Consider the following 25,668-nt stretch of genomic DNA (forward strand, 5'->3'; position numbering starts at 1 on the left):
GAGCTTACGGGCCCCCGATCTCTCGCCCCATGGCGGCTCCTGCCCAAAGCCGCTACGCCGACCTCCGCTGTACGGTTGCCCCGTGATCGAAGAGAACGAATGGGGGCTGCGACCACTCACCCCAAGCGAGGCCGACCGTCTTCGGGAGCTCGCCGAAGCAGTGGGGGAGGATCTGGGCCAATTCGGGCTCACTTTGTACAACCGTGAGGCGCCAGATTGGGAGACAGCGGCTGGCGGGCTGGATATCGAAGTAGACGCGTTCGATGATGCCGCGGGCGGGATCTGGCTCCACTGGAGCGTACATCCTGCTCTCCGCCGTGCGAGCCTCGAAGCTCATCAGAGTGGGAAGCCGAACCAATCAGTGATCCGGGCTGCAGGGCACGTTCACGAACGGATGGCGTCAGCGATCCTGTCCATGTTGCAAGCGCTCGGATACGTCGCCGAGAACAGCAACGATGACTATCGCCCCTTTGCGATCAAGGTTCTCTCTGGACCCCGCTGATCCCAGGGCCGTGCCCCCCGCTCCTAAACGGTGGCGCGACAGTGCTGTACAGCAGCGGAGTACAGCAACCTCCGCGCCCACAACCGACCGCCGCCCGCTCCAGGAAACCGCCTGACATCCCCAGCAGACCTCAGCGACCGTCGCGCCCATAGTTCGCATCGAGGGGATCAGGCCGGGCGTGCCACAGTCGTGCCAGGTGAGGCAGTGCCGAACGGGGACCCACGGGGAACAGCGGTGACAGGGTCGGTTTGCCGCAGGTCCGCTCCCCCCTGGCACCCTACTCAAGCTCAAGTGGCGTCTACTGCCTTGCCGGCGCGACGGATCGGCGGCCCAAGAAGACCATCGACCTCCGTCGATACAGCGTCGAGGAATACATCACCAAACAGGCAGAGGGACTCTTCCCACGGGTGCCCAAAGCTGCCCATACGGAAGTCTTGCGAAAGGAAGATGTAGTAGTCCCCGTCTGGGTACGGACTCAGTGGCCAAGCCGGTTGTTCAGGACCGCCGACCTCATGCGGAGTGAAGCGGTACGACGTGTGCTGCCAGTCCAGCGCGAACAGCGTGCCGTGCACGTCGACGCACGAGGCCAGCCCCTGTTGGACCACCTCGACTAGGCGGTCCAGACTCTCGTAGCCAGGTTCATCGGGAAGGGTCGCCAGGCTCCAGGTGACTGACTCGGCTGGCTCCTTGATGGCTGGCCATTTGAGCGAACTCACACTCGGCTGGAAGTTGAACTCCGCGTAGAAGCGGTCCCAGACCTGCCGGTACTCGGACTCTGACAGTGCGGTAACGGGTTCGTCCATCACGGGTCGATCCTAAAGCGGGTGTCGCCCGGCAAGGAGGGCACCATTACGGGGCCGTCTCTGGGCCGTGCGGCGGTAGCCAACGACGACAGATGACGACAGTCGCCGACGCCCCATCCCCTGCTCAGGGGCGGTGCTCCGAACGCCGTCGCAGGTGCCATCCCCCGGACGGAAGTAGAGGAAGTCCAGAGGTTCGGCGGAGGATGGCGGTCATGACCTCCTCGCGACCCCCGCTCAACCGCGCACTCGCCGAGTTCGGGACCACGATCTTCGCCGAGATGTCCGCCCTCGCCGTCCGTACCGGCGCGATCAACCTGGGCCAGGGCTTCCCGGACACCGACGGCCCCGAGGAGGTGCGCGAGGCCGCCGTGCGCGCGCTGCGCGACGGCCGCGGCAACCAGTACCCGCCCGGGCCCGGCGTGCCCGAGCTGCGCCAGGCCGTCGCCGAGCACCAGCTGCGCTTCCACGGGCTCGGCTTCGACCCCGACACCGAGGTGCTGGTCACCGCGGGCGCCACCGAGGCGATCGCGGCCGCCATGCTCGGACTGCTGGAACCCGGAGACGAGGTGATCGCCTTCGAGCCCTTCTACGACTCGTACGCCGCCTGCATCGCCATGGCCGGCGCCCGGCGCGTCCCGCTCACCCTGCGCGCGCCGTCCTTCCGCCCCGACCTGGACGCCCTGCGCGCGGCGGTCACCCCGCGGACCCGGCTGCTGCTGCTCAACAGCCCGCACAACCCGACCGGCATGGTCCTCACCCGCGAGGAGCTGACGGCCGTCGCGGAGCTGGCCGTCGAGCGCGACCTGATCGTGGTCACCGACGAGGTCTACGAGCACCTGACGTACGGGGCCGAGCACGTACCGCTCGCGTCCTTCCCCGGGATGCGCGACCGCACGGTCACCATCTCGAGCGCGGGCAAGACCTTCTCGTTCACCGGCTGGAAGGTCGGCTGGGTGACGGCCGCCCCCGCCCTGGTCAACGCCGTGCGCGCGGCCAAGCAGTACCTGACGTACGTGAGCGCGGGGCCGTTCCAGTACGCCGTGGCCGAGGCGCTGCGGCTGCCCGACGCCTACTACCGGGACTTCCGCGAGGACCTGCGGCGCAAGCGGGATCTGCTCTCGGACGGCCTGGAGGAGGCCGGGTTCCGGGTCTTCCGCCCGGAGGGGACGTACTTCGTGACCACCGACATCCGGCCGCTCGACGAGAAGGACGGCCTGGCGTTCTGCCGGGCGCTGCCCGAGCGCTGCGGGGTCGTGGCGGTGCCCAACGTGATCTTCTACGACGACACCGAGGAGGGCCGCAGCCTGGTGCGCTTCGCCTTCTGCAAGCGCGAGGACGTGCTGCGGGAGAGCGTGGAGCGACTGCGCCGGCTCTGAGGCGGCGCGGGGGCGGAAAACGGCAGCCCGCCCGCACACGCCCGCTCATCGGCGGTCGCGTGGCGGACGGGCCGCTCACGTGGGGTCCTGTGCGCCCGTGCGGGCGGGCTCAGTCCTCGCCGTCGTCGTCCGTGGACTCCGCGTCCTTCTCCAGTCCGAGGGCCTCGAGGATCCACTTCTCGAACTCGATGGAGGCCCGGACCCAGCTGACGGTGCTGGAGACGAAGTGCTCCAGACCGACGCCGAGGCCGATCAGCATCTGGGCCTCGCCGATCAGACGGACCGTGCCGTCGTCGTGAGTGTGGGTGTAGACCTTCGGCCACAGGGTGCGGCGGTTCCAGTCGTCGAGCGCCTCGTGCAGCTGAGGCTTGTCCTCGATGCTGTAGGGCCGGTCGTAGAAGGTGCGGACCGCGAAGATCTGCTGGTCCTCCTCACCCCGGAACATGAAGTAGGTGCGGAACTCCTCCCACGGCGCGGCGAGGTCGCCCTCCTCGTCGACGACGTACTTGAGCTCCATCTGCTCCAGCAGCTGCTTGACCAGATCCTGGTCAGGAATGACCACGTTCCCGGCAGAGCCGGGCTGGGGGTCCGGCTGGCCCCCGAAATTCGGAATCGAGGACGGGTCGATGCTCACCTTGGAGTTCCCTTCGTACGGATACACCCATCCTCCCTCACGGCGGGCCGCTCCGTGCAAGCGCGGCCCGCCGTGCCCCATTCGCGTGGGATTCCCGCGGGAGGCCTCAGAGGGTCTTGCCGGTGGTGGCGCCCACCAGCAGCTGGTCACCGACCCGGTCGACCCGCACCGTGTCGCCGTCCCTGACCTCGCCGGCCAGGATCTCCCGGGCCAGCTGGTCGCCGATGGCGGTCTGCACCAGGCGGCGCAGCGGACGGGCACCGTAGGCGGGGTCGTTGCCCTCCTCGGCGAGCCAGTCCAGGGCCTCGTCGGTGACGTCGAGGGCGATCCGCCGGTCGCGCAGCCGGAGCGCCAGGCGGTCGGTCTGCAGCCGGGCGATGCGGCGCAGCTCGTCCTTGTTCAGGGCACTGAAGACCACGATGTCGTCGAGCCGGTTGAGGAACTCGGGCTTGAAGGACGCCCGCACCGTCTCCAGCACGCTCTCCTTCTTCTCCTCGGCGCCGAGCACCGGATCGACCAGGTACTGGCTGCCGAGGTTGGAGGTGAGGATGAGGATGGCGTTGCGGAAGTCGACCGTACGGCCCTGGCCGTCGGTGAGCCGGCCGTCGTCGAGCACCTGGAGCAGGACGTCGAAGACCTCGGGGTGGGCCTTCTCCACCTCGTCCAGCAGCACCACGGAGTACGGGCGGCGGCGCACCGCCTCGGTCAGCTGACCGCCCTCCTCGTAGCCGACGTAGCCGGGCGGGGCACCGACCAGGCGGGCGACGGAGTGCTTCTCCCCGTACTCGCTCATGTCGATGCGGACCATGGCCCGCTCGTCGTCGAAGAGGAAGTCCGCCAGCGCCTTGGCCAGCTCGGTCTTGCCGACGCCGGTCGGGCCGAGGAAGAGGAAGGAGCCCGTCGGGCGGTCGGGGTCGGCGATGCCCGAGCGCGAGCGGCGCACCGCGTCGGACACCGAGCGCACGGCCTCGCTCTGGCCGATCAGGCGCTTGCCGAGCTCCTCCTCCATGCGCAGCAGCTTCTGGGTCTCGCCCTCCATCAGGCGGCCGGCCGGGATGCCGGTCCAGGCGGCTACCACGTCGGCCACGTCGTCCGGGCCGACCTCCTCCTTGACCATGGTGCCCCGCTTGGCCACCTCCTCGGCCTCGGTGGCCTCGGCGAGCTCCTCCTCCAGCTTCGGCTTCTCGCCGTACAGCAGCTTGGACGCGGCCTCGAAGTCGCCGTCGCGCTGGGCGCGCTCGATCCGGGTGGTCAGGTCGTCCAGGCGCTCCTTGAGCTCGCCGACCCGGTTGAGGCCCTCCTTCTCCTTCTGCCAGCGGGCGGTCAGACCGCGCAGCTCCTCGTCCTTGTCGGCGAGGTCCTTGCGCAGCTTCTCCAGGCGCTGCTTGGAGGCCTCGTCCGTCTCCTTCTCCAGGGCCATCTCCTCCATGCGGAGGCGGTCGACGGAACGCTGCAGTTCGTCGATCTCGACCGGCGAGGAGTCGATCTCCATGCGCAGCCGCGAGGCGGCCTCGTCGACCAGGTCGATGGCCTTGTCGGGCAGGAAGCGGGCGGTGATGTAGCGGTCGGAGAGGGTCGCGGCCGCGACCAGGGCGGCGTCGGCGATCTGCACCTTGTGGTGCGCCTCGTAGCGTCCCTTCAGACCGCGCAGGATCGCGATGGTGTCCTCGACGCTGGGCTCGGCCACCAGCACCTGCTGGAAGCGGCGCTCCAGGGCCGGGTCCTTCTCGATCCGCTCGCGGTACTCGTCGAGGGTGGTCGCGCCGACCATCCGCAGCTCGCCGCGGGCCAGCATCGGCTTGAGCATGTTGCCCGCGTCCATGGCGGAGTCGCCGCCGGCGCCCGCGCCAACGACGGTGTGCAGCTCGTCGATGAAGGTGATGATCCGGCCGTCGCTGGCCTTGATCTCCGCCAGTACGGCCTTCAGCCGCTCCTCGAACTCGCCGCGGTACTTGGCGCCCGCGACCATCGCGCCCAGGTCCAGGGCGACCAGCCGCTTGTTGCGCAGGCTCTCGGGCACGTCGCCCTTGACGATGCGCTGCGCCAGGCCCTCGACGACGGCGGTCTTGCCGACGCCGGGCTCACCGATGAGCACCGGGTTGTTCTTGGTGCGCCGCGAGAGCACCTGCACCACGCGCCGGATCTCGTTGTCCCGGCCGATCACCGGGTCGAGCTTGCCCTCGCGGGCCGCCGCGGTGAAGTCCGTGCCGTACTTCTCCAGCGCCTTGTACGTGCCCTCGGGGTCGGGTGTCGTCACGCGCTGACCTCCCCTGATCTGCTCGAAGGCGTCCTGCAGCCGACTGCCGGTCGCACCGTGTTGTCCCAGCAGCTCACCGGCGGCCCCGCCCTTGAGGGCGATGCCGATGAGCAGGTGCTCGGTGGACACGTACGCGTCCCCGAGTTCCTTCGCCCGCCGTGCCGCGTCGGCGATCACGGCGAGCAGTTCGCGGTTCGCCTGCGGCGGCGCCACCGTACTGCCCTGCACGCTGGGCAGTCCGCCCAGCAGCCGTTCGGCGCCGGAGCGCACCGCGGCGGCGTCCGCGCCGGTCGCCGCGAGGACGTCCAGCACGCTGTCGTTCTCCGGCTGCTCCAGCAGCGCCAGCAGCAGGTGCGCGGGAGTCAGGTCCGCATGCCCGGCCGAGACCGCCTTGGTGTTGGCGGCGTTCAGGGCCTCCCGGCTCTTGTTGGTCAGCTCGGCGTCCACGTCCGCGTGCTCCTCCTTCTCGACCCACCATCGAAGCTGCTTTTTCCAGCGTAAGACAAGTTGAGTCTATTCCACTCAAGGTTGCTTTTCCAAGGAGCGCCCGCCATCCGGCCCGCCGCTTCGCCGGAGCCCCTCCGGGGAGGGGACCTTTCACAGGTCCATACGCATCAGGGCGGCCAGGGCCGCCACCATGACCGTCACCGTCGGCGCGAGCCGCCTCGCGCCGCCCGCCGGCGCCGCCCACGCGGCCACCACCAGCTCCACCGGGGTCCGGGTCGCGTCCTCCTACGCGAACACCACCTCCAAGGGCGCCCCGAAGAAGACCACGCCCGGGGCGGGGCGGCGCGGAGCCGGCCGCCGACCCGTCGGGGCTGCAGCTCATCCTCACCGGCGTCACCGACCGTGACCACTACTACGCCGTCGTCGCCGTCATCCGGGCCGGCGCGACATCCGGGTACTGCGCCGGCCACCTGCCGGTCCGGCAGCCGGCCGGCCTGCGGCCGACCGAGATCCACGAGACCTCCGAGGGCGACTGCACCGCCACGCCGCGCCGGGCGGCCGCCGGATCGCGTTCCGGGCCGAGCAACGGCGTGACCTACTACTACGCGGTCTCCGTCCGGCCGGTACGACCAGGGCGAGTCGGGGCTGTCACCCGAGGTGGCCCTGACGCCGCACAGCTGAGACCGGGGCGGAAGCCGGGGCCCGGGAGCGCGGCCGCAAGGTGACGTAACCTCGCGGACATGGCCATCGACCCCCGCAACCCCGAACCCGGCTACCTCGCCTTCTGGCGGGAGTACCTCATGAGCACCCTCACCACCCACCGCCCCGACGGCACCCCGCACGTCGTCCCGGTCGGCGTGACGTACGACCCGGAGGCCGGGCTGGCCCGGGTGATCACCAACAAGGCGAGCCGCAAGGTCGCCAACGTGCTGGCGGCCGGACCGCAGGGCACCCGGGTCGCGGTGTGCCAGGTCGACAAGGGGCGGTGGGCGACGCTGGAGGGCGTGGCCAGGATCAGCACCGACCCCGACGCCGTCGCCGACGCGGTACGGCGCTACGCCGAGCGCTACGGCCGCACCCCCGCCCCCAACCCGGACCGGGTCGTCGTGGAGATCGCGCTGACCCGTGCGATGGGTCGCGCCTGAGCCTCATCCGCCCCGTCAATCCCGTCCCCCAAACACCCCTGCGTGCTGCATGATTGACGCTCCGGCAGATTCGGACGACGTACGGCTACGGGGAGGTGCCCGGCTGTGGCACGGGTTGTGGGAATCGATCTGGGCACGACGTACTCCGCGGTCGCGGTGGCGGACCGCAGCGGCACCGCGTCCATCGTCCGCAACCGCGAGGGCGAGAACATCACCCCGTCCGTGGTGATGTTCCAGGGCGACGTAGTCGTCGTCGGTTCGCAGGCCAAGCGTTCCGCGGCCACCGCCCCGGACCACGTGGTGCAGTTCGTCAAGCGCTACATGGGCGAGCCCACCCCCGTCTACACCTCGGAGTCCGGCACCTCCTTCCGCCCCGAGGAGATCTCCGCGCTGATCCTCAAGCGCCTCAAGGAGGACGCCGAGATGATGCTCGGCGAGTCCGTCGAGCGCGCCGTGATCACCGTCCCCGCCTATTTCGACGACGCGCGCCGCAAGGCCACCCAGGACGCCGGCCGGATCGCCGGCCTGGAGGTGCTGCGGATCGTCAACGAGCCGACCGCGGCCGCCCTGGCGTACGGCCTCGACCAGGACGAGGACGCGCGGGTCGGCACCGTCCTCGTCTACGACCTCGGCGGCGGCACCTTCGACGTCACCGTGATGAAGGTCGAGGACGGCGAGTACGACGTCGTCGCCACCGACGGGGACCGCAACCTCGGCGGCTTCGACTGGGACGGGGCGCTGATGGAGCACCTCAACGGCGCCTTCATGGCGGCCGGCGGCCCCGACCTCACCGACGACACCGCCACCCTCGCCGAACTGCGCGACAAGGCCGAGATCGCCAAGCGCACCCTGTCCAACGCCCCTCAGGCGGTCGTCATGCTGTCGGCCGGCGGCCGGCACGAGCAGATCCGCGTCACCCGCGAGAAGTTCGACGAACTCACCGCCGAACTGCTGGACCGCACCCGCATCCTCACCGAGGGCGTGCTGGAGGAGTCCGGGCTGAGCTGGGACGACATCGACAAGGTGCTGCTCGTCGGCGGTTCCACGCGCATGCCGCAGGTCCCGGCGCTGGTCGAGCGGCTGTCCGGGAAGACCGCGGAACGCGGCGTCAACCAGGACGAGGTGGTGGCCCTGGGGGCCGCGCTGATCGCTCTGGACGCCGAGGTCCGCGCCGAACAGGCTGCCGAGCGCAAGAAGTACATCGGCAGCGGCGCCCACGTGGAGTCCGCCCCGGGCGACGGCCTGGCCCGGCTGACCAAGGGCCGGGTGAAGTCGATCAAGGACGTCACCTCGCAGTCCCTCGGCATGGTCGCCGTGCACGACGACGCCCCCCGCTCGCCGGAGTACAACGCGGTGATCATCCCGCACAACACCACGGTCCCCGCGAAGGAGAGCGACACCTTCTACACGGTCCGGGAACGCCAGACCGCGCTGCGGGTGCAGGTCACCGAGGGCGAGGGCGAGGACCTGGACTACGTGAAGGTCGTCGGCGAGAGCACCCTCAAGATCCCGCCGTACCCCAGGGGCGCGCCGTTCGAGGTGTACTACGCCTACGACGTGGACGGCATCATCCACGTCGAGGTCAAGGACCTGACCTCGGGCGAATGGCTCGGCGAGTTCGAGGTCGAGCGCCCGGACAACCTGGGCAGCGAGGAACTGGAGCAGCTCAGCGACCGCGTGTCCCGTACCGCGGCCCTCTGACCGGAGCGGGAGCCGACGCGCCATGACCACGACGGACGTGCCCGACTACTACTCCGAGTTCGGGATCGGCACCGGCGACAGCGCCGAGGAGATCGGCCGGAAACTCGACCGCGAGCACCGCAGCTGGGCGGGGAAGGCGAGCAAGGCCCCCACCGCCGACAAGCGCCGCGAGGCCGAGGACAAGGTGCGGCAGGTGCTGGAGGCGCGCAAGGCGCTCACCGACCCCAACGCGCGCGCCCTGTACGACCAGCGGCTGGCCCGCTCCCGGAAGCAGGGGCAAGAGCCCCGGGAGCCGAAGATGCCCGCTCCCACCCAGGGCGGCGGTGTCCGCGACTGGCTGGGCATCGCCGAGCGGAACATCGCGGAGGGCGACCTCCAGGCCGCCGAGTACGAACTGCGCCAGGCCGTGCACCACGACGACCGCAACGCCTACGCCTGGCGGCTGCTGGGCGCCGTCCACCAGGACCTCGGCGCGTACCAGGACGCCCTCCAGGAGCACCGCAGGGCGCTCCAGCTGGCCCCGGACGACGCCGCGAACCACGTCCAGATCGGCAACGTCCACACCGCGCTCGGCGACCACCGCACGGCGCTGACCTGGTACATGAAGGCCGACGAACTGTCCCCGGGCGACCTCGGGACCGAACTCGCCGTGGGCGACGGCCTGTACGCCTCCTCCCGCTTCGACGAGGCGCTGGCGTGGTACGAGAAGGCCCTCGCGCACAGCCCGGGCCACACCGGGCTGCGCGACCAGATCAGCCGCATCTGGTCGCTGCGCGCGGAGGGCGCGATGATCACGCACCCGGTCAGCCGCCGGCTGGTCGTCGCGTCCGCGGAGTCCGCCCGGCGCATCCTGCACTGCGTCGACCAGGGCCTGGCCGTACGCCCTGGCGATCAGGACCTGACGGGGCGGCTGGAGTTCTACCGGGGACTGGCCGCCGAGTCCCTGGGCAAGACCTGGCGGTGGCACAGGCTCATGCTCTGGGTCGTGGTCCCGGCCGTCGTGGTGCTGCTCACCCCGGCCAGGGCGTACGCCGTGTTCGTGGTCCCCACGGCCGTCGTACTCATCGCGTGGATCGGCTTCAGACCGCGCTGGTGGCACACCCGCGCGTCCCTCCCCCGGCACCTCCTCAACCCGCCGCAGCAGTCCTGGAGCCGCGCATGAGCACCCCGCCGCCGCAGCCGCCGCAGCCTCCGTGGGTCCCGCCCCTGCCGGAGGTGCCGCCGCAACCCGCCGCGCCGGTGCCGCCGGTGCCGCCGGCCCCGCCGGCGCCGCCCGTGCCGCCGGAGGAGAGCGCGCCGGACCCCGCTTCGCGGGCGGCGGAGCAGCCCGCGCCCGACCCGTTCGCGGTGGTGGCCGACGCCGTCGACGGACTGCGCGAGGAGATGGCGGCGCTCGGCGACCAGTTCCGCCGCCGGCTGCTCAACGACCGCGAGGGGCGCCGCGGTCTGGACGAACTGCGCGCCGAGCTCGACCACACCCGCAAGGCCGCCGAGGGCCGGCTGGTGCAGCCGCTCCTCTACGACCTCGTCCTCCTCCTGGACCGCATCGACCGCCACCTCGGCGTCGACGGCGGCTTCGCCGACTCGGTCGGCGCCGAACTGCTGACCCTCCTGGAGAAGTACGGCATGACCCGTATCCCGGTCACCGCGGGCCGCTTCGACCCCGCCCTCCAGGAGGCGGTGGGCACCGTCCCCGCTCCGCGCCCGGAACTCGCCGGCGACGTAGCCGAGGTCGTACGCCACGGCTACCGCATGGGCGACCGCGTGGTACGCCCCCAGCAGGTCCGCGTGCACGCCATCACCTGAGCCGAGGGAGCCCCGCATTGCCCAGGACCACACAGCTGCGGACGTACACCATCAAGCCGGAGATGCTCGACGCCTGGCTCGGCCTGTGGCACACGGAGATCGTGCCGCTGCGCCGCGCCCACGGCTTCGAGATCGGCCTGGCCTGGGTGGACCGCGAGCACAGCCGGTTCGTCTGGCTGATCGCCTACGCCGGCGAGGACGGCTTCGCCGCGGCCAACGCCCGCTACTGGAACAGCCCCGAACGCGCACGGATGCCGCTGCAGCCCGAGGACTACCTCGTCGGCAGCGAGGTCCAGGAGGTCGAACCCGCCTGAGCCGCCGCCCACATCGCGGCCGCCACCCACACCGGCAGCCACGCGGTCGCCACCAGGGCCCCGGCCCCGGCCGCCGCGCCCGCCACGCCCATCGTCCGGCACCGGGCCCACACGGACCCCGCGCCGCCCACCACCAGCAGCGCCGCCACGACAGGGACCGGCACCAGCCCCGCGTACCGCGGCACACCCACGTCCCCGTACGCCGCCACGCCCACGCTCACCAGGGCCAGCGCCATCACCCCGGCGATCCACCAGGGCCCCTCGCGCCGCGCGGCCAGCCTCAGCCCGGCCCACATCGCCACGGTCGCCAGCCCGACGTCCAGCCCCTCGGCGCCCCAGTTCGCCCCGAGCGGCACCGCGCCGGCCACCATCCCCACGGCCAGCCCCACGACGATCCCGGCTCCGACACCCCTGTGCGGCATACGGAGCGTCTTCCCCACCACGCGCCCCGCACGCCCGCCCCGCCACGGAAGGCCACCCCTTCGGCGGAGGCCGCCATGGCCGGGTCCGACCGCCGCCGCACCGTCCGTTCCCCCGCGCGACACCCCCCGTTGGTCCGTCGCGGGGGGAATCCGACCCGGCACGACACGGCATGATCACGGGTCACAGGCCCGGCTTGGCACAGCCGTTCGACGCCTGTCAGGCTCCTCCCCAGGGAGGGATCTTTGACCAAATCCACGCGCGCCCGCGCCACCGCGCTCGCGCTCGCCACAACCGCTGCGGGCCTCGCGCTGCCCGCCGGCGCCGCCCACGCGGCCACCACCTGCTCCACCGGGGTCTGGGTCGCGTCCTACTACGCGAACACCACCTTCAAGGGCACCCCGAAGAAGACCGCCTGCGACACCTCGATCAACGAGAACTACGGCACCGGCGACCCCGCCGGCGTCACCCTGCCGAAGGACAACTTCGGCGTCCGCTGGAGCCTCACCCGCGACTTCGGCTCCGGAGGCCCCTTCACGTTCACCGCCGCCGCCCGTGACGGCATCCGGGTCTACCTCGACGGCACCCGCAAGATCGACCTCTGGAAGGACGTCTCCACCACCCGGACCAAGACGCTCAACCTCACGATCCCCAAGGGCAGGCACACCCTCCGCGTCGACTTCGCCGCGTTCAAGGGCACCGCGAACGTGAAGTTCACGTACGCGCCGCGCACGTCGGCGTCCGTGGACAAGACCAAGCCGCTGGCGCCCACCGGGCTCAAGGCCCCGGCCAGCGGGCACGCGTTCACCCTCGCGTGGACCAAGGGCGCGGAGATGGACCTCGCCGGCTACCGCGTCTACCGGCGCACCGGCACCGGCGCCTGGGCCCGCATCGGCGGCACCGCGCTCGTGACCACGCCGTCCTTCCGTGACGTGCCTTCCGCCACGGGGGCGAAGTACTCGTACGCGGTCACCTCCGTCGACAAGGCCGGCAACGCCTCCGCGATGTCGTCCGCGGTGACGGTCACCTCGATCGACGAGCAGGCCCCGGCCGCGCCGACCGGCCTGAGGGCCGCGGTCACCGCCGACGGCAAGGGCTACGCCCTGACCTGGAACGCGGTACCGGACGCCAAGCAGTACCGGGTCTACCGGGCCACGTCGGCAGCCGGCCCGTGGACGATCCTCGGCACCGTCGCCGCCCCGTCGTACACGGACACCAAGGTCGCCACCAGGACGCAGTACTTCTACACGGTCATCGCAATGGACGCCGCCACCAACCTCTCCGGCAGGTCGGCCGCCGCGAGTGCGGCCCCGCTGGCGATCCGGCCGGACGCGCCCCGGAACGTGGCGGCGGTCTCCTCCGGGAGCATCATCGCCGTCAAGGTGACCTGGGACCTTCCCAGCGAGCGGGCCGTCGGTTCGTACAAGGTGTACCGCTCGACCACCTCGCCGGTGGACCCGGCCACCGCGACCGCCCTGGACTGCCCCATCCGCGGAGAGGGCGAACTCGGCGGGGACACCGCCAGGTTCAGCTGCAACGACGACGAATCCCTGCTGCGCGGCGTGACGTACCACTACGCCGTCACCCAGACCGCCGACGGCCTCGAGTCACCCCTCTCCGGCGAGGCCGCTGTCACCCTCCCCGGCGACGAGGAGCCCCCTGCCAAGGTAACCAGCCTGACCGTCGTGCCGACCGAGTACGGGGTGCGCCTGCACTGGGACCCCAACACCGAGCCGGACCTCGCCCGTTACGCGGTCTACCGCGGTGAGCTGTACGAGGACGAGGAGGAGCGGGTCTGCTACGACGTCCACGCGGTCGAGTGGCTGAGCCCGGGCACCACGGAGTACTTCGCCGAGCGGCTGCCCGACGGCGAGAAGGGCTGCTACTTCGTCGACGCCCAGGACATCTGGGGCAACTCCTTCTTCCTCTCGGAACGCGACGCCAATGTGGTGGAGTTCACCGAGCTCGACCTCACCCCGTCCGTCGGCACCCCCGAGGGCTCCCCGGTCGACCTGACCGCCTACGACGTCAGTGACGGCGTGCGGCTGGGATGGAACGACGTGGCCGACGCCGCCGGTTACCGCGTCTACCGCTGGGACCGCGACACCGGCCGCTACGAGAGCCTCACCTCGGAGCCGGTCACCGCCACCGCCTGGACCGACACCACCGCCGCCCGCGGCACCACCCACTTCTACTGGGTGCGCGCCGTGTACGCGGACGGAACGGAGTCGCTGCCCGGCGGGGGCTACGCGATCCTGACTCCGTGACACCCTGAGGCAGCAGGAAAGGGCGGGCCTTGCGATTATCGCAAGGCCCGCCCTACTCTGTAGCCATGGACCCGCATGTCATCACACGCGTACGCACCGTGATGGACGCGGCCGCGATGACCAAGGCCGCGTTCGCCCGGTCGGTCGGGCTCACGCCCGACAAGCTGTCGAAGTCGCTGAGCGGCGTGCGCCGCTTCACCTCGCTCGACCTGGCACTGATCGCGGAGGCGGGCGGCACGACCGTGGACTGGCTGCTCACCGGCAACGAGCCGCTGCGCCCCGCGCTCGCGGCCCGTACGCGGGGCGACACCGCCGCCGACCCGGTGGGGGCGCAGGAGGTCGCGGCACGCTTCGCCGCCGCTTACGAGGTGCTGGAACTGCTCGGACGCCCACGGGAGTTGCCCCCCGCGCCGGAGGTGGACACGGCGGCGGACGGCTGCGCGGCGCAGGGGGAGCGGCTGGCGGCCGAGGTGCTGGGGGTGCTGCCGGCCGCGGAGCTGGGCACGGACGAGCTGATCGCGGCGATGGAGGACCGCTTCGGTGTGGACGTTGCCATCACCGGTCTTCCCCAGGGTGTGGACGGCCTGGCGTGGCAGGCCGACGCCTTCCGCCTCGTCCTCCTCGCGCCCACCGACCTGTGGACGCGGCAGCGCTTCACCCTGGCCCACGAGCTCTGCCACATCCTCGCCAGGGACGCGCGGAGCGTGGTCGTGGAGTCCCGGGTCGCCCCCGGCCGGCAGAAGGACCTGGCCGAGGTGAGGGCCAACGTCTTCGCCTCGCACCTGCTGATGCCCGCGCGGGAGCTGACGCGGGCCGCCGCGGCGGAGGGCGGGCTCTCGGACGCCGGCTTCGAGCGGCTGGTCGTGCGCTTCCGGGTGTCGCCGAGCGCGCTGGCGGCCCGGCTGCACCAGCTCGGGCTCGTCGACGCCGCACGCCGCGCCCGGCTGCGCGCCCTCACCACGGAGGCGTGCCACCTGCTCGCGGGCGCCGGCGACGCCTACCAGAAGCAGGCCTCGCGGGCCTCGGCGGAGCGCTTCCCGCCCCGTGTCGCCTCGGAGTTGTACAAGGCCTACCTGGCGGGGGAGACGACCCTGCGCCCGCTGGCCGCGCTGCTCGACACCGACGTGGAGCGGCTGCACGAGCTCCTCGCCCCCGAGCCGCCCCCGGGCAACGGCATCGAACCCCTCGAACAACAGGACGCGGAAGAAGGGGACCCGGTCTTCCAGCCATGACCACGTGGTGGTTCCCCGACAACACCGTCCTGTGCAACTTCGCCGCCGTCGACCGGATGCTGCTGCTGGAGAAGGTGCTGGACGGCCGCGGCCGCTGGACCCAGGCGGTGGCCTGGGAGGCCGCCCGCTCCGCGCGTTTCCTGCCGCGGCTGGCCGGGCTGGCCGAGGCCGGCTGGCTCGGCGAGCCCGTGGAGATCACCGACGGCGCCGAGCTGCGGGAGGTCGACCGGCTGCGCCGTGCGGTCTTCGGCGGCTCGTCCCACCTGCCGACCAAGCACCTCGGCGAGGCAGAGACCTGCGTGCTGATCACCCGGCGCCGGGAGTTCCGGGGCGCGGTCTGGATCACCGACGACCGCTCGGCCCGCGACTTCGCGCGCCGGCGCGGCATCACCACCAAGGAGACCTTCGACCTGGTGCGGGACGCCTGCGCGGGAGGGCTCGTCCCCGCGGCGGAGGGCCATCGCCTGCTGGAGGCGATGGTCGCCTCCGGGCGCCATCTGCACCGCGTCTCGCGTGAACCGTCCGACCTGATGGCCTAGGCAGGGCCCCGGCGCGACGGCCGGCGGCCGGCTACTCCGGCCGCTTGGGCCGCCACACCACCAGCGCGGAGGTCTGCTGGACGTCCTGGTAGGGCACCAGATCACGCCGGTAGGAGGCGTGGACGGCGGCCTCGCGCTGCTGCATGGCCGCCGCCGCACCCTCGAGGGCCGCGGAGAGCTCGGCGACCCGCGACTGCAGGGCCGCCACCTGGTTCTCCAATTCGATGATGCGCTTGATGCCGGCCAGGTTGATGCCCTCGTCCTGGGAGAGGCGCTGGACCTCGCGCAGGAGTTCGATGTCACGAGCCGAATAACGGCGGCCGCGCCCGGCCGTACGGTCGGGCGAGACCAGACCGAGGCGGTCGTACTGGCGCAGGGTCTGCGGGTGCAGCCCGGAGAGCTGGGCCGCCACCGAGATGACGTAGACGGGGGATTCGTCGGTCAGCTCGTACGGGTTGCGGCCCCGTCCGCCACGCATGCCGCCGCTCGTGTTCATCGGCTCAGACTCCCTTCGCGGCCTTGAACAGCTCTGCCCGCGGGTCGGTGTCCGCGGTCGCCTCCCGGTACGCCTCCAGGGCGTCCAGCGCCTTGCCCTCGGTGGCCGCCGGGACGGCGACCTCGATCGAGACCAGCAGGTCCCCGCGGGTGCCGTCCTTGCGGACCGCGCCCTTGCCGCGGGCCCGCAGGGTGCGCCCGTTGGGCGTGCCCGGGGGCAGCTTCAGGGTCACGGGGGGACCGCCGAGCGTCGGGACCTTGATCTCCCCGCCCAGCGCCGCCTCCACGAAGGTGACGGGCACGGTGACGGTGAGGTTGTCGGCCTTGCGGCCGAACACCGGGTGCGCGTCGACGTGCACGGTGACGTACAGGTCGCCGCCCGGGCCCCCGCGCTCGCCCGGCGCGCCCTTGCCGCGCAGCCGGATGCGCTGCCCGTCGGTGACGCCGGCCGGGATGCGCACCTGCATGGTGCGCGCCGAACGGGCCCGGCCGCTGCCGTTGCAGACCTCGCAGGGGTCCTGCGCGATCAGGCCGCGGCCCTTGCAGTCCGTGCACGGGTCGGTGAGCGAGAAGCTGCCGCTGCCGCCGCGCGAGACCTGGCCGGTGCCGACGCAGGTCGGGCACACCCGCGGCGTGCCGTTCTTGTCGCCGGTGCCGGAACAGGCCTTGCAGGGGGCCTGGCTGGTCATCTTCAGCGGAACCGTGGCACCGTCCACCGCCTCGGTGAACTTCAGCGTCACCTCGGTCTCGATGTCCTGGCCGCGCCGCGGCTGCGTACGGGTCGTGGCGCCGCCGCGGTTGAACAGGCCGCCGAACACGTCCCCGAGGCCGCCGCCGAAGCCGCCGCCCTGGGGGGCGGTGCCACCGGGGGCACCGCCGAAGAGGTCACCGAGGTCGAAGCCGAACCCGCCCGCGCCGGCCGGGCCGGCACGGAAGCCGCCGTTGCCGAAGAGGGCGCGGCCCTCGTCGTACTCCTTGCGGCGCTTGGGGTCGGACAGGACGTCATTGGCCTCGGAGATCTCCTTGAAGCGCTCCTCGGCCTTGGCGTCGCCCTTGTTGGCGTCCGGGTGGAACTCGCGGGCGAGCTTCCGGTACGCCTTCTTGATCTCCGCCTCGGTGGCGTCCTTCGGGACGCCGAGGACCTTGTAGAGGTCCTTCTCGAACAGGTCCCTGCTGATGCTCATCCCCGGCGTCCCTCCTTCCGTTCGCCACCTACGTCAGCCCTGCTCGGGGCCACCGTTCTCCTCGTCCGCCGTGTCGTCGTTCTTCTGCGTGCCCTGCGAGCCCGGCTGGGGCTCGGCGACGGCCACCCGCGCGGGGCGGATGGTGCGTTCACCGATGCGATACCCGGGCTGCAGGATCTGCACGCAGGTCGTCTGCGTGACGTCCGGCGAGTAACTGTGCATCAGGGCCTCGTGCACCAGCGGGTCGAAGGGCTCGCCCTCCTTGCCGAACTGCTGCAGCCCCATCTTGGCGGCGACCGTCTCCAGGGACTCGCCGACCGACTTGAACCCGCCGACCAGCTCCTTGTGGTCCCGGGCACGGCCGATGTCGTCGAGCACCGGGAGCAGCTCGGTGAGCAGGTTCGCGATCGCGATCTCGCGGACCGCGATCCGGTCCCGCTCCACCCGGCGGCGGTAGTTCTGGTACTCCGCCTGGAGCCGCTGGAGGTCCGCCGTGCGCTCACCGAGCGCCGTACGCACCTGGTCCAGCTGCGCCTGCAGAGCGACGCCTGTGTTCGCGTCCCCGGCCGGGGCCGCCGGGCCCGCCTGGTCGGCGGACCCGGCGCCGGGCCCCGCCTCGCCGGGGGACTCCCCCGGCGAGGTGGAACCGGCCTCGGCAGAGGGGACGACAGGCTCCTCCTCGAAGCCCGGGGTCTCCTCCGTCACGCGGCACCGTCCTTCTTGTCCTCGTCGACGATCTCGGCGTCGACGACGTCGTCGTCGGCCTGGGCCTGGGCACCGCCCGCGGCACCGGCCGCGCCGCCCTCGGCCTGGGTGTTGGCGTACAGCGCCTGGCCCAGCTTCTGGGAGGTGGCTGCGACCTTCTCGGTGGCCTCGCGGATGGCGGCGGAGTCCTCGCCCTTCAGCTTCTCCTTCAGGTCCGCGACGGCCGCCTCGACCTCGGTCTTGACGTCACCGGGGACCTTGTCCTCGTTGTCCTTGAGGAACTTCTCGGTCTGGTAGACCAGCTGCTCGGCCTGGTTGCGGGTCTCGGCGGACTCACGGCGCTTGTGGTCCTCCTCCGCGTACTGCTCGGCCTCGCGCATCATGCGGTCGATGTCGTCCTTCGGCAGCGCCGAGCCACCGGTGACCGTCATGCGCTGCTCCTTGCCGGTACCGAGGTCCTTGGCGGAGACGTGCATGATGCCGTTGGCGTCGATGTCGAAGGCGACCTCGATCTGCGGGATGCCGCGCGGGGCCGGCGGGAGACCGGTCAGCTCGAACATGCCGAGCTTCTTGTTGTACGCCGCGATCTCGCGCTCGCCCTGGTAGACCTGGATCTGCACCGACGGCTGGTTGTCCTCGGCCGTGGTGAAGATCTCCGAACGCTTGGTCGGGATCGTGGTGTTGCGCTCGATCAGCTTGGTCATGATGCCGCCCTTGGTCTCGATGCCGAGGGACAGCGGGGTCACGTCGAGGAGCAGGACGTCCTTGACCTCGCCCTTGAGGACACCGGCCTGGAGCGCGGCGCCGATGGCGACGACCTCGTCCGGGTTGACGCCCTTGTTGGCGTCCTGGCCGCCGGTCAGCTCCTTGACGAGCTCGGCGACGGCGGGCATACGGGTCGAACCGCCGACGAGGACGACGTGGTCGATCTCGGAGAGCTGGATGCCCGCGTCCTTGATCACGTTGTGGAACGGGATCTTGCAGCGCTCGAGCAGGTCCGAGGACAGCTGCTGGAACTGGGCGCGGGTGAGCTTCTCGTCCAGGTGGAGCGGGCCCTCGGCGGACGCCGTGATGTAGGGCAGGTTGATCGAGGTCTCGGTGGACGAGGACAGCTCGATCTTCGCCTTCTCGGCGGCCTCGCGCAGACGCTGCAGCGCCATCTTGTCCTTGGACAGGTCCACGCCGTGACCCGAGGCGAACTGCTTCACCAGGTAGTCGACGATGCGCTGGTCCCAGTCGTCACCACCGAGGTGGTTGTCGCCGTTGGTGGCCTTCACCTCGACGACGCCGTCGCCGATCTCCAGCAGCGAGACGTCGAAGGTGCCGCCACCGAGGTCGAAGACGAGGATCGTCTGGTCGTCCTTGTCCAGGCCGTACGCCAGGGCGGCGGCCGTGGGCTCGTTGACGATGCGCAGGACGTTCAGGCCCGCGATCTCGCCGGCCTCCTTGGTGGCCTGGCGCTCCGAGTCGTTGAAGTACGCCGGGACCGTGATGACCGCGTCGGTGACCTTCTCGCCGAGGTAGGCCTCGGCGTCCCGCTTGAGCTTCTGCAGGATGAAGGCGCTCATCTGCTGCGGGTTGAAGTCCTTGCCGTCCAGGTTGATCTTCCAGTCGGTGCCCATGTGGCGCTTGACCGACCGGACGGTCCTGTCGACGTTGGTGACGGCCTGGCGCTTGGCGACCTCGCCGACGAGCACCTCGCCGTTCTTGGCGAAGGCGACGACGGACGGCGTGGTCCTGGCACCCTCGGCGTTGGTGATGACGGTGGGCTCGCCGCCTTCGAGAACGCTGACGACGGAGTTAGTCGTGCCCAGGTCGATGCCGACCGCACGTGCCATGGTGGAATCCTCCAGCTGCCTACTTGAGTGGAACTCGCTCAAGGGTGCCGCACACCTCCCGTCCTGTCAACAGACCTGAGTCGTGGCGGCTCAACTTATGCGCCACCCCTCCGCGCACGGGCGGCCACGGCGAGCTACCGCGGGAGCCCGGGCGCCCCCTGGAGCCCCGGTGGGCCCGGGAAAGGCACCCCTCAGCGACACAGATCACCGGCGGCGCGGCTGCGCACGTACGCCGATACTGGGTAGTCTCAGGAGAACCGAATAAGTTACTGCTTAGTATTCAGCCGGGCATCAGCCCCGAGCCTCCGCTCTCGCAGGTCCGAGGAGCCCCGAAATGCAACTCGCCGCGATCATCGTGTCGCTGGTACTCGCCGTGGTCGGCGTCGCGCTGTTCAGCCGCGCCATCGCCCAGATCTACCGGTTCGTGCGACTCGGCCAGGACGTCCCCGCGGGCACCCGCACGGACGACTGGCGAGCCCGCACCGTCACGGTGGTCCGGGAGTTCCTCGGCCACACCCGGATGAACCGCTGGGGCGTGGTCGGCGTCGCCCACTGGTTCGTCGCCGTGGGCTTCTTCTCCCTCGTGCTCACCCTGGTGAACGCCTTCGGCCAGCTCTTCAAGGCCGACTGGGCGCTGCCGGTCATCGGCCACTGGCTGCCGTACGAGGTCTTCGTCGAGTTCATCGGCCTGATGACCACCCTCGGCATCCTCACGCTGATCGTGATCCGCCAGCTGTCCCGGCCCGGCCGGGCCGGCCGCAAGTCACGCTTCGCGGGCTCCAACACCGGCCAGGCCTACTTCGTCGAGTCCGTGATCCTCATCATCGGCCTCGCGATCATGACGCTGCGCGGCCTGGAGGGCGCCCTCGCGGAGGTGCACGGCTACGAGGCCGCGTACTTCGCCTCGTACCCGCTGGTCGCCGCCTTCAAGGGGCTGAGCGTCGGCACGCTGCAGAACCTGGTCTATCTGACCGCCATGATCAAGATCGGGACCTCCTTCATCTGGATGATCACGGTCGGGCTCAGGACCGACATGGGCGTCGCCTGGCACCGCTTCCTGGCCTTCCCGAACATCTGGTTCAAGCGGAACGCCGACGGCGCCGTGGCGCTCGGCGCCCTGCAGCCCATGGCCTCCGGCGGCAAGCCGATCGACTTCGAGGACCCGGGCGAGGACGACGTCTTCGGCGTCAGCCAGGTGGAGCAGTTCTCCTGGAAGGGCATCCTCGACTTCTCCACCTGCACCGAGTGCGGCCGCTGCCAGTCGCAGTGCCCCGCCTGGAACACCGGCAAGCCGCTCTCCCCGAAGCTGCTGATCATGTCGCTGCGCGACCACGCGCACGCCAAGGCGCCCTACCTGCTCGCGGGCGGCGGCAAGAGCGTGGAGGGCGAGGAGAAGGCCTCCGAGGAGCAGCTGAAGGACGTCCCCGCGGCGGCCCTCGCCGAGGCCGAGCGCCCGCTGATCGGCACCGCCGAGGAGAACGGCGTCATCGACCCGGACGTCCTGTGGTCCTGCACCACCTGCGGCGCCTGCGTCGAGCAGTGCCCGGTGGACATCGAGCACATCGACCACATCGTCGACATGCGCCGCTACCAGGTCATGATCGAGTCCTCGTTCCCGTCCGAGGCGGGCACGATGCTCAAGAACCTGGAGAAGAAGGGCAACCCCTGGGGCTTGCCCAAGAAGCAGCGGCTCGCCTGGGTCAAGGAGGTCGACTTCGAGGTCCCCGTCGTGGGCGAGGACATCGAGGACCTCACCGAGGTGGAGTACCTGTACTGGGTCGGCTGCGCCGGCTCCCTGGAGGACCGCGCCAAGAAGACCACCAAGGCCTTCGCCGAGCTGCTGAACATCGCGGGCGTCAAGTTCGCGATCATGGGCGGCGAGGAGAACTGCACCGGTGACTCCGCCCGGCGCCTGGGCAACGAGTTCCTCTTCCAGCAGCTCGGCGCCGAGAACGTCGCCATGCTGAACATGGCCTTCGGCGAGGACGACGAGGACGAGTCGACCAGGAAGCCCAAGGCGCAGAAGAAGATCGTCGCCACCTGCCCGCACTGCTTCAACACCCTGGCGAACGAGTACCCGCAGCTCGGCGGCGAGTACGAGGTCATCCACCACACCCAGCTGCTGCAGCACCTGGTCGACGAGGGCAAGCTCGTCCCCGTCACCCCGGTCGAGGGCATCATCACCTACCACGACCCCTGCTACCTGGGCCGCCACAACAAGGTCTACACGCCGCCGCGCGAGATCATCGCCAAGGTGCCGGGCCTGCGGAACGAGGAGATGCACCGCCACAAGGAGCGCGGCTTCTGCTGCGGCGCCGGCGGCGCCCGCATGTGGATGGAGGAGCGGATCGGCAAGCGCATCAACAACGAGCGCGTCGACGAGGCGCTGTCCCTCGACCCGGACATCGTCTCCACCGCCTGCCCGTTCTGCCTGGTGATGCTCTCCGACTCCGTCAACGGCCGGAAGAACGAGGGCAAGGCCAAGGAGACGTTGCAGGTCGTCGACGTCTCCCAGCTGCTGCTGGACTCCGTCAAGAGCCCGCTCGACCCCGACGGCGAGCCGGAGACGGTCGGCGAGCCGCAGCCGGAGCCCGCGAAGTAGCCCGGTCCGCGGACGGACGTGAGAACGCCGGTGGGCGCGTACGGATCCCGTACGCGCCCACCGGCGTTCCCGGCGTCTCCCGGGCTCCCCGGCGCCCTCAGCCGCCGATGCCGGACTGCCGCAGCAGCGCGGCGAAGGAGGCCGGGTCGAAGAGCTTCTGCAGGTCGGCCTGGGACACCGCCGTGCCGTCGATCTTCACGTACGGGGTGCCCGTGGCACCGCTCTTGACGAAGGCGTCCTCGGAGGCGGTCACGAAGTCCGCGTACGACTGCTTCCGCACCGCGTCGTCGAAGGCCGGCCCGCGCAGCCCCTTCACCTTGCCGGCGAGTTCCAGCAGGTATGCGTCGGTGAACCCGTCCACCTGCTCCTGCGGCTGGTTGGCGTAGAGCAGTTCGTGGTACGTCGCGAAGGCCCCGGGGCCCGCCTCCACGGACGCGCGCAGGGCGCCGGCGGCCTTCTTCGAACCGCTGCCCTCGAGGTTCTCGTCCAGGAACGAGGCCAGGGTGTACTGCACCTTGACGTCACCGGACTTCGCCAGCGCCGCCAGCTGCGGCCCGGCGGCCGCCTCGAACGCCTTGCAGATCGGGCAGCGCGGGTCCTCGTAGATGTGGACGGTCTTCGGCGCCGCCGGGTCGCCCACCGTGATCGTCGTCCCGTCCGCCTCCAGGCGCGCGGGCAGCGCGGCCAGCACCGCCGGGTCCGGCCGCACCGGCACGTCGCCCGCACCGGAGGACGCGGCGGAGGAGGCGGCCGAGCTCGCGGCGGCCGGCGCGTCCGGGGAACCGGAGTCGGTGGTCAGCAGCCCGCACCCCGTCACCGCCAGGGTCAGCAACCCCGCCGCAGCCGCGCCCGCCGCGGCACGCGCTGAGGTGCGCGCGGTCCCGCGCGCGGCATTCCGTACGGCCCTGACAACCATCGGCACTTCCCGTCCCTTCGGATCCGTTCCGCCCAGAACCGTAGGGCTTCGCGGGCCCGCATGCCCAACCGCGCGACGGCCGCCCGGGGTGTGCGGCTCGGCCCGTTCACCCTGTGTGCACCAAGCCACGGTCTTTCGGCCACCCGGGGTGTCGCACAGGCACCTGTTCCCCACCCGTCGGGAGCCGCCGTGCGGGTCCGCGTCCTCCGCCCGCGCGGGCGTGGAATCTGTCACAGCTTGGCAGCAAAGCCCCTCCGGGGGCGGGGGGCACCGTCCTCCGCCCCCGGGACCGGGTACGTTCGAAGCGTGGCTGGATTCAGGAACGGACGCGGACGGGACGGGGACGTGCAGCACCCGCATCAGCAGTACGGCGGCTACCCGCAGCAGAACACCTCGCCGGGCGGGCAGCAGCCCCACCACGGCTTCGCGCCGGCCGCCGAGGGTGAGCCCGAGTACTTCGGCTCCGCGGCGTCGGCACCCTCGTACGACGACAACCCCGGGCACACCCGCGCCTTCTCGATCGGCGACGCGCCCGACGCCTACGACCCCTACGCGCAGCAGCCCCCGCAGCCGGACCAGGTGTCGACCTACCGCGCGGGCCACACCATGGCGCCCCCGGCCGGACCCCGGCTCGGCTGGAAGCAGCTGCTGAGCGGGATCGTCATGCGCCCCTCCGCCACCTTCTGGCAGATGCGCGACCACCAGGTGTGGGTCCCCGCCCTCATCGTGACCTTCCTCTACGGGCTGCTCGCCGTCTTCGGCTTCGACACCGCCCGCGAGGACGTGCTCGACGCCACCCTCTCCAACAGCGTCCCCTGGGTGGTGTGCACGGCGATCGCCGTCATCCTGTGCGGCCTGATGCTCGGTGCCGTCACCAACGCCCTCGCCCGCCAGCTCGGCGGCGACGGCGCCTGGGGGCCCACCGTCGGCATGGCGATGCTCATCACCTCGCTGACGGACGCCCCGCGACTGGCCTTCGCCGTCTTCCTGGGCAGCGCCAACAGCTTCGTCCAGTTCCTCGGCTGGGCCACCTGGATCGGCTGTGCGGCCCTGCTGACCTCCATGGTCTCCAAGTCGCACGACCTGCCGTGGCCCAAGGCCCTGGGCGCGGCGTCGATCCAGCTGATCGCGCTGCTGGTGCTGTTCAAGCTGCCGGTGATCTGAGGCCGCCTGCCCGTTCGCCCGCTCGTCGGCGCGCGGAACACGGAACACGCGTAAGGGGCGCCACTCCTGGAGTGGCGCCCCTTACGCATGCGGTGGCGGCGGCCGTGATGGAGCGGCCCGAGCGGGGGACGGCCGTCGGAGTGGTTCTATCCCCGGTGCGTCCGGTCCTGACCGGCGATGCGCGCAGGTGCGGTGCGGTGGCGGCCCTGACGAAGAGGCGGCGCGGAGCGGGATGTGGCCTGCTGTACGAGTCGGGTGGTTTCGCTTCCGCGGAGGGTGCACGTCGATGGAACCGGATCTCTTTGTTCTTCGCCGCAACCGGCATGCGAGCACGGCTCGAAATGCCGTCGGCAAGGGTTCCGGGTCTGCTGTGGCTCCCGGCGCGCGCCGCAGGGCGGCCCGGACCTGCGGCCTGCTGCTGCCCTTGCTGGCCTTGGCGACCACGGGATTCGTCACCCCCGCCGGCCACCCGTCCGCCGCCGTCCCCGCCGCGTACCCGCAGACCCCCGTACCGGGCACCCCGACCTGTGGGGGCATGCCCGCGACGATCGTCGGCACGAACGGCAACGACACCATCGTGGGCACGGCGGGCGTCGATGTGATCGCCGCCCTGCGCGGGAACGACCGCGTCGACGGCCTCGGCGACAACGACCTCATCTGCGGCGACGCCGGCGACGACCGCCTCGCGGGCAGTAACGGCAGCGACATCGTCTACGGCGGCGACGGCCGCGACGGCCTCGACGGCGGCGCGGGCAACGACACCCTCAACGGCGGCAAGGGCAACGACGCCCTCTCCGGAGGGGACGGCACCGACATCCTCAACGGCGAGGCCGGCGACGACAGCCTCTACGGCGCCGCCAACGGTGACCACCTCAACGGCGGCGACGGCGATGACGCCCTCACCGGCAGCGCCGGCAACGACGATCTCGACGGCGGAGCCGACGACGACAGCCTCTACGGCGGCGACGGCGACGACATCCTGCGCGGCGGCGTCGGCCGCGCGGGGCCCCACGGCACCGGTGACGGCCCCAACGGCCACGACAGTGCCCGCGGCGGCAATGACCACCTCTTCGGCGGCAACGGCAACGACAGGATCTTCGGCGGCGACGGCAACGACGCGCTTTTCGGCAACCCGGGCAACGACGCCCTCAACGGCGAGGCCGGCGACGACGACCTCTTCGGCGGCGAAGCCAACGACAACCTCGACGGGGGTACCGGCTCCAACATCAACGACGGGGGTACCGGCACCAACACCTGCACCAACCCCGCCAGCGGACCCGGCTGCCCCTGACGGCCGCCCGGAATCCGCTCCGGAATCCGC

22 protein-coding genes are annotated in these 25,668 nt (G+C 71.2%); 13 read left to right on the top strand and 9 right to left on the bottom strand.

Translation table 11 applies throughout. The features are described from left to right. Positions 1 to 82: 82 nt before the first annotated feature. Entirely contained in the window at positions 83 to 502 is a 420-nt protein-coding gene (locus ACFW3D_RS18030) for a hypothetical protein (RefSeq protein WP_500505126.1), read from the top strand. A 287-nt stretch (positions 503 to 789) separates the two neighbouring features. Here the strand turns inward: ACFW3D_RS18030 and ACFW3D_RS18035 are convergent, their stop codons facing one another. After that, a complete protein-coding gene (locus ACFW3D_RS18035; protein ID WP_500505163.1) occupies positions 790 to 1,305 on the bottom strand; it encodes a DUF2716 domain-containing protein in 516 nt (171 codons plus the stop codon). A 203-nt stretch (positions 1,306 to 1,508) separates the two neighbouring features. Between ACFW3D_RS18035 and ACFW3D_RS18040 the strand changes: the two genes are divergently transcribed. After that, entirely contained in the window at positions 1,509 to 2,681 is a 1,173-nt protein-coding gene (locus tag ACFW3D_RS18040; RefSeq protein ID WP_500505127.1) for a pyridoxal phosphate-dependent aminotransferase, read from the top strand. A gap of 109 nt (positions 2,682 to 2,790) precedes the next feature. On the opposite strand, the gene ACFW3D_RS18045 is transcribed toward ACFW3D_RS18040, so the two are convergent. Both ACFW3D_RS18045 and clpB read right to left on the bottom strand, forming a co-directional pair. Beyond that, positions 2,791 to 3,315 carry a type III secretion system chaperone family protein gene (locus tag ACFW3D_RS18045; protein ID WP_026250857.1) on the bottom strand — a complete coding sequence of 175 codons (525 nt, stop codon included), beginning with the start codon at positions 3,313 to 3,315 and terminating at the stop codon, positions 2,791 to 2,793. A 106-nt stretch (positions 3,316 to 3,421) separates the two neighbouring features. Beyond that, positions 3,422 to 6,019 carry an ATP-dependent chaperone ClpB gene (gene clpB, locus ACFW3D_RS18050; RefSeq protein WP_500505128.1) on the bottom strand — a complete coding sequence of 866 codons (2,598 nt, stop codon included), beginning with the start codon at positions 6,017 to 6,019 and terminating at the stop codon, positions 3,422 to 3,424. A 740-nt stretch (positions 6,020 to 6,759) separates the two neighbouring features. Between clpB and ACFW3D_RS18055 the strand changes: the two genes are divergently transcribed. The 5 genes from ACFW3D_RS18055 to ACFW3D_RS18075 all read left to right on the top strand — a co-directional run bounded on the left by ACFW3D_RS18055 (position 6,760) and on the right by ACFW3D_RS18075 (position 10,985). Then, positions 6,760 to 7,164: a pyridoxamine 5'-phosphate oxidase family protein gene (locus ACFW3D_RS18055; RefSeq protein ID WP_500505130.1), complete on the top strand. Its 405-nt coding sequence runs from the start codon at positions 6,760 to 6,762 to the stop codon at positions 7,162 to 7,164. Positions 7,165 to 7,269: 105 nt separating this feature from the next. Further along, the gene (locus tag ACFW3D_RS18060; RefSeq protein WP_500505131.1) at positions 7,270 to 8,865 is read left to right on the top strand and encodes an Hsp70 family protein; all 1,596 of its coding nucleotides are present in this window, start codon (positions 7,270 to 7,272) and stop codon (positions 8,863 to 8,865) included. Positions 8,866 to 8,887: 22 nt separating this feature from the next. Continuing rightward, positions 8,888 to 10,027 carry a tetratricopeptide repeat protein gene (locus tag ACFW3D_RS18065; RefSeq protein ID WP_500505132.1) on the top strand — a complete coding sequence of 380 codons (1,140 nt, stop codon included), beginning with the start codon at positions 8,888 to 8,890 and terminating at the stop codon, positions 10,025 to 10,027. After that, positions 10,024 to 10,671: a nucleotide exchange factor GrpE gene (grpE, locus tag ACFW3D_RS18070; RefSeq protein WP_500505133.1), complete on the top strand. Its 648-nt coding sequence runs from the start codon at positions 10,024 to 10,026 to the stop codon at positions 10,669 to 10,671. Before ACFW3D_RS18065 ends, grpE (ACFW3D_RS18070) begins: the two co-directional genes overlap by 4 nt. A gap of 17 nt (positions 10,672 to 10,688) precedes the next feature. Continuing rightward, entirely contained in the window at positions 10,689 to 10,985 is a 297-nt protein-coding gene (locus ACFW3D_RS18075; RefSeq protein WP_500505134.1) for an NIPSNAP family protein, read from the top strand. Here ACFW3D_RS18075 and ACFW3D_RS18080 read toward each other — a convergent pair. Then, complete coding sequence (locus tag ACFW3D_RS18080) at positions 10,943 to 11,407, bottom strand: hypothetical protein (protein ID WP_500505135.1); 465 nt, start codon at positions 11,405 to 11,407, stop codon at positions 10,943 to 10,945. The two genes, ACFW3D_RS18075 and ACFW3D_RS18080, sit on opposite strands and share 43 nt — an antisense overlap. A 243-nt stretch (positions 11,408 to 11,650) precedes the next feature. Here ACFW3D_RS18080 and ACFW3D_RS18085 point away from each other — a divergent pair, with 243 nt between their 5' ends. From ACFW3D_RS18085 to ACFW3D_RS18095, 3 genes are all read left to right on the top strand, one after another. Further along, on the top strand, positions 11,651 to 13,672 hold the full coding sequence (locus ACFW3D_RS18085) for a PA14 domain-containing protein (protein ID WP_500505136.1): 2,022 nt from the start codon (positions 11,651 to 11,653) through the stop codon (positions 13,670 to 13,672). A gap of 65 nt (positions 13,673 to 13,737) precedes the next feature. Next, positions 13,738 to 14,904, top strand: a complete 1,167-nt coding sequence (locus ACFW3D_RS18090) for an ImmA/IrrE family metallo-endopeptidase (RefSeq protein WP_500505137.1) — start codon at positions 13,738 to 13,740, stop codon at positions 14,902 to 14,904. Then, positions 14,901 to 15,443 (top strand): PIN domain-containing protein, encoded by a 543-nt coding sequence (locus tag ACFW3D_RS18095; protein WP_500505139.1) that lies wholly within the window; start codon positions 14,901 to 14,903, stop codon positions 15,441 to 15,443. Before ACFW3D_RS18090 ends, ACFW3D_RS18095 begins: the two co-directional genes overlap by 4 nt. A 31-nt stretch (positions 15,444 to 15,474) precedes the next feature. Here the strand turns inward: ACFW3D_RS18095 and ACFW3D_RS18100 are convergent, their stop codons facing one another. From ACFW3D_RS18100 to dnaK, 4 genes are read right to left on the bottom strand one after another with little or no spacing between them, the layout of a single operon-like run. Continuing rightward, positions 15,475 to 15,939: a heat shock protein transcriptional repressor HspR gene (locus ACFW3D_RS18100; RefSeq protein ID WP_361789985.1), complete on the bottom strand. Its 465-nt coding sequence runs from the start codon at positions 15,937 to 15,939 to the stop codon at positions 15,475 to 15,477. 4 nt (positions 15,940 to 15,943) lie between these two features. Beyond that, on the bottom strand, positions 15,944 to 17,122 hold the full coding sequence (gene dnaJ / locus ACFW3D_RS18105; RefSeq protein ID WP_500505140.1) for a molecular chaperone DnaJ: 1,179 nt from the start codon (positions 17,120 to 17,122) through the stop codon (positions 15,944 to 15,946). A 33-nt stretch (positions 17,123 to 17,155) separates the two neighbouring features. After that, complete coding sequence (gene grpE / locus ACFW3D_RS18110) at positions 17,156 to 17,827, bottom strand: nucleotide exchange factor GrpE (protein ID WP_499599555.1); 672 nt, start codon at positions 17,825 to 17,827, stop codon at positions 17,156 to 17,158. Further along, the gene (gene dnaK / locus ACFW3D_RS18115) at positions 17,824 to 19,665 is read right to left on the bottom strand and encodes a molecular chaperone DnaK (protein WP_500505141.1); all 1,842 of its coding nucleotides are present in this window, start codon (positions 19,663 to 19,665) and stop codon (positions 17,824 to 17,826) included. The genes grpE (ACFW3D_RS18110) and dnaK overlap by 4 nt, the downstream gene beginning before the upstream one ends. Positions 19,666 to 19,999: 334 nt before the next feature. Here dnaK and ACFW3D_RS18120 point away from each other — a divergent pair, with 334 nt between their 5' ends. Continuing rightward, complete coding sequence (locus ACFW3D_RS18120) at positions 20,000 to 22,267, top strand: (Fe-S)-binding protein (RefSeq protein WP_500505142.1); 2,268 nt, start codon at positions 20,000 to 20,002, stop codon at positions 22,265 to 22,267. Between the two features lie 97 nt (positions 22,268 to 22,364). Here ACFW3D_RS18120 and ACFW3D_RS18125 read toward each other — a convergent pair whose 3' ends face one another. Next, a complete protein-coding gene (locus ACFW3D_RS18125; protein WP_500505164.1) occupies positions 22,365 to 23,183 on the bottom strand; it encodes a thioredoxin domain-containing protein in 819 nt (272 codons plus the stop codon). Positions 23,184 to 23,489: 306 nt separating this feature from the next. Here ACFW3D_RS18125 and ACFW3D_RS18130 point away from each other — a divergent pair, with 306 nt between their 5' ends. Further along, complete coding sequence (locus ACFW3D_RS18130; protein WP_500505143.1) at positions 23,490 to 24,347, top strand: Yip1 family protein; 858 nt, start codon at positions 23,490 to 23,492, stop codon at positions 24,345 to 24,347. A gap of 370 nt (positions 24,348 to 24,717) precedes the next feature. Then, complete coding sequence (locus ACFW3D_RS18135; RefSeq protein ID WP_500505145.1) at positions 24,718 to 25,638, top strand: calcium-binding protein; 921 nt, start codon at positions 24,718 to 24,720, stop codon at positions 25,636 to 25,638. Positions 25,639 to 25,668: the final 30 nt, after the last annotated feature.

It is taken from the genome of Streptomyces sp. NPDC058864, from assembly GCF_042742985.1.
In the GTDB taxonomy this organism is placed as follows: Bacteria; Actinomycetota; Actinomycetes; order Streptomycetales; family Streptomycetaceae; genus Actinacidiphila.

Bases quoted from the DNA above. Each gene is read 5' to 3' on its own strand.
- dnaJ (WP_500505140.1), bottom strand. From the start codon at position 17,122: ATGAGCATCAGCAGGGACCTGTTCGAGAAGGACCTCTACAAGGTCCTC.
- ACFW3D_RS18055 (WP_500505130.1), top strand. From the start codon at position 6,760: ATGGCCATCGACCCCCGCAACCCCGAACCCGGCTACCTCGCCTTCTGG.
- ACFW3D_RS18080 (WP_500505135.1), bottom strand. From the start codon at position 11,407: ATGCCGCACAGGGGTGTCGGAGCCGGGATCGTCGTGGGGCTGGCCGTG.
- ACFW3D_RS18125 (WP_500505164.1), bottom strand. From the start codon at position 23,183: ATGGTTGTCAGGGCCGTACGGAATGCCGCGCGCGGGACCGCGCGCACC.
- ACFW3D_RS18040 (WP_500505127.1), top strand. From the start codon at position 1,509: ATGGCGGTCATGACCTCCTCGCGACCCCCGCTCAACCGCGCACTCGCC.
- dnaK (WP_500505141.1), bottom strand. From the start codon at position 19,665: ATGGCACGTGCGGTCGGCATCGACCTGGGCACGACTAACTCCGTCGTC.
- ACFW3D_RS18090 (WP_500505137.1), top strand. From the start codon at position 13,738: ATGGACCCGCATGTCATCACACGCGTACGCACCGTGATGGACGCGGCC.
- ACFW3D_RS18100 (WP_361789985.1), bottom strand. From the start codon at position 15,939: ATGAACACGAGCGGCGGCATGCGTGGCGGACGGGGCCGCAACCCGTAC.
- ACFW3D_RS18065 (WP_500505132.1), top strand. From the start codon at position 8,888: ATGACCACGACGGACGTGCCCGACTACTACTCCGAGTTCGGGATCGGC.
- ACFW3D_RS18095 (WP_500505139.1), top strand. From the start codon at position 14,901: ATGACCACGTGGTGGTTCCCCGACAACACCGTCCTGTGCAACTTCGCC.
- ACFW3D_RS18035 (WP_500505163.1), bottom strand. From the start codon at position 1,305: ATGGACGAACCCGTTACCGCACTGTCAGAGTCCGAGTACCGGCAGGTC.
- ACFW3D_RS18120 (WP_500505142.1), top strand. From the start codon at position 20,000: ATGCAACTCGCCGCGATCATCGTGTCGCTGGTACTCGCCGTGGTCGGC.
- grpE (WP_500505133.1), top strand. From the start codon at position 10,024: ATGAGCACCCCGCCGCCGCAGCCGCCGCAGCCTCCGTGGGTCCCGCCC.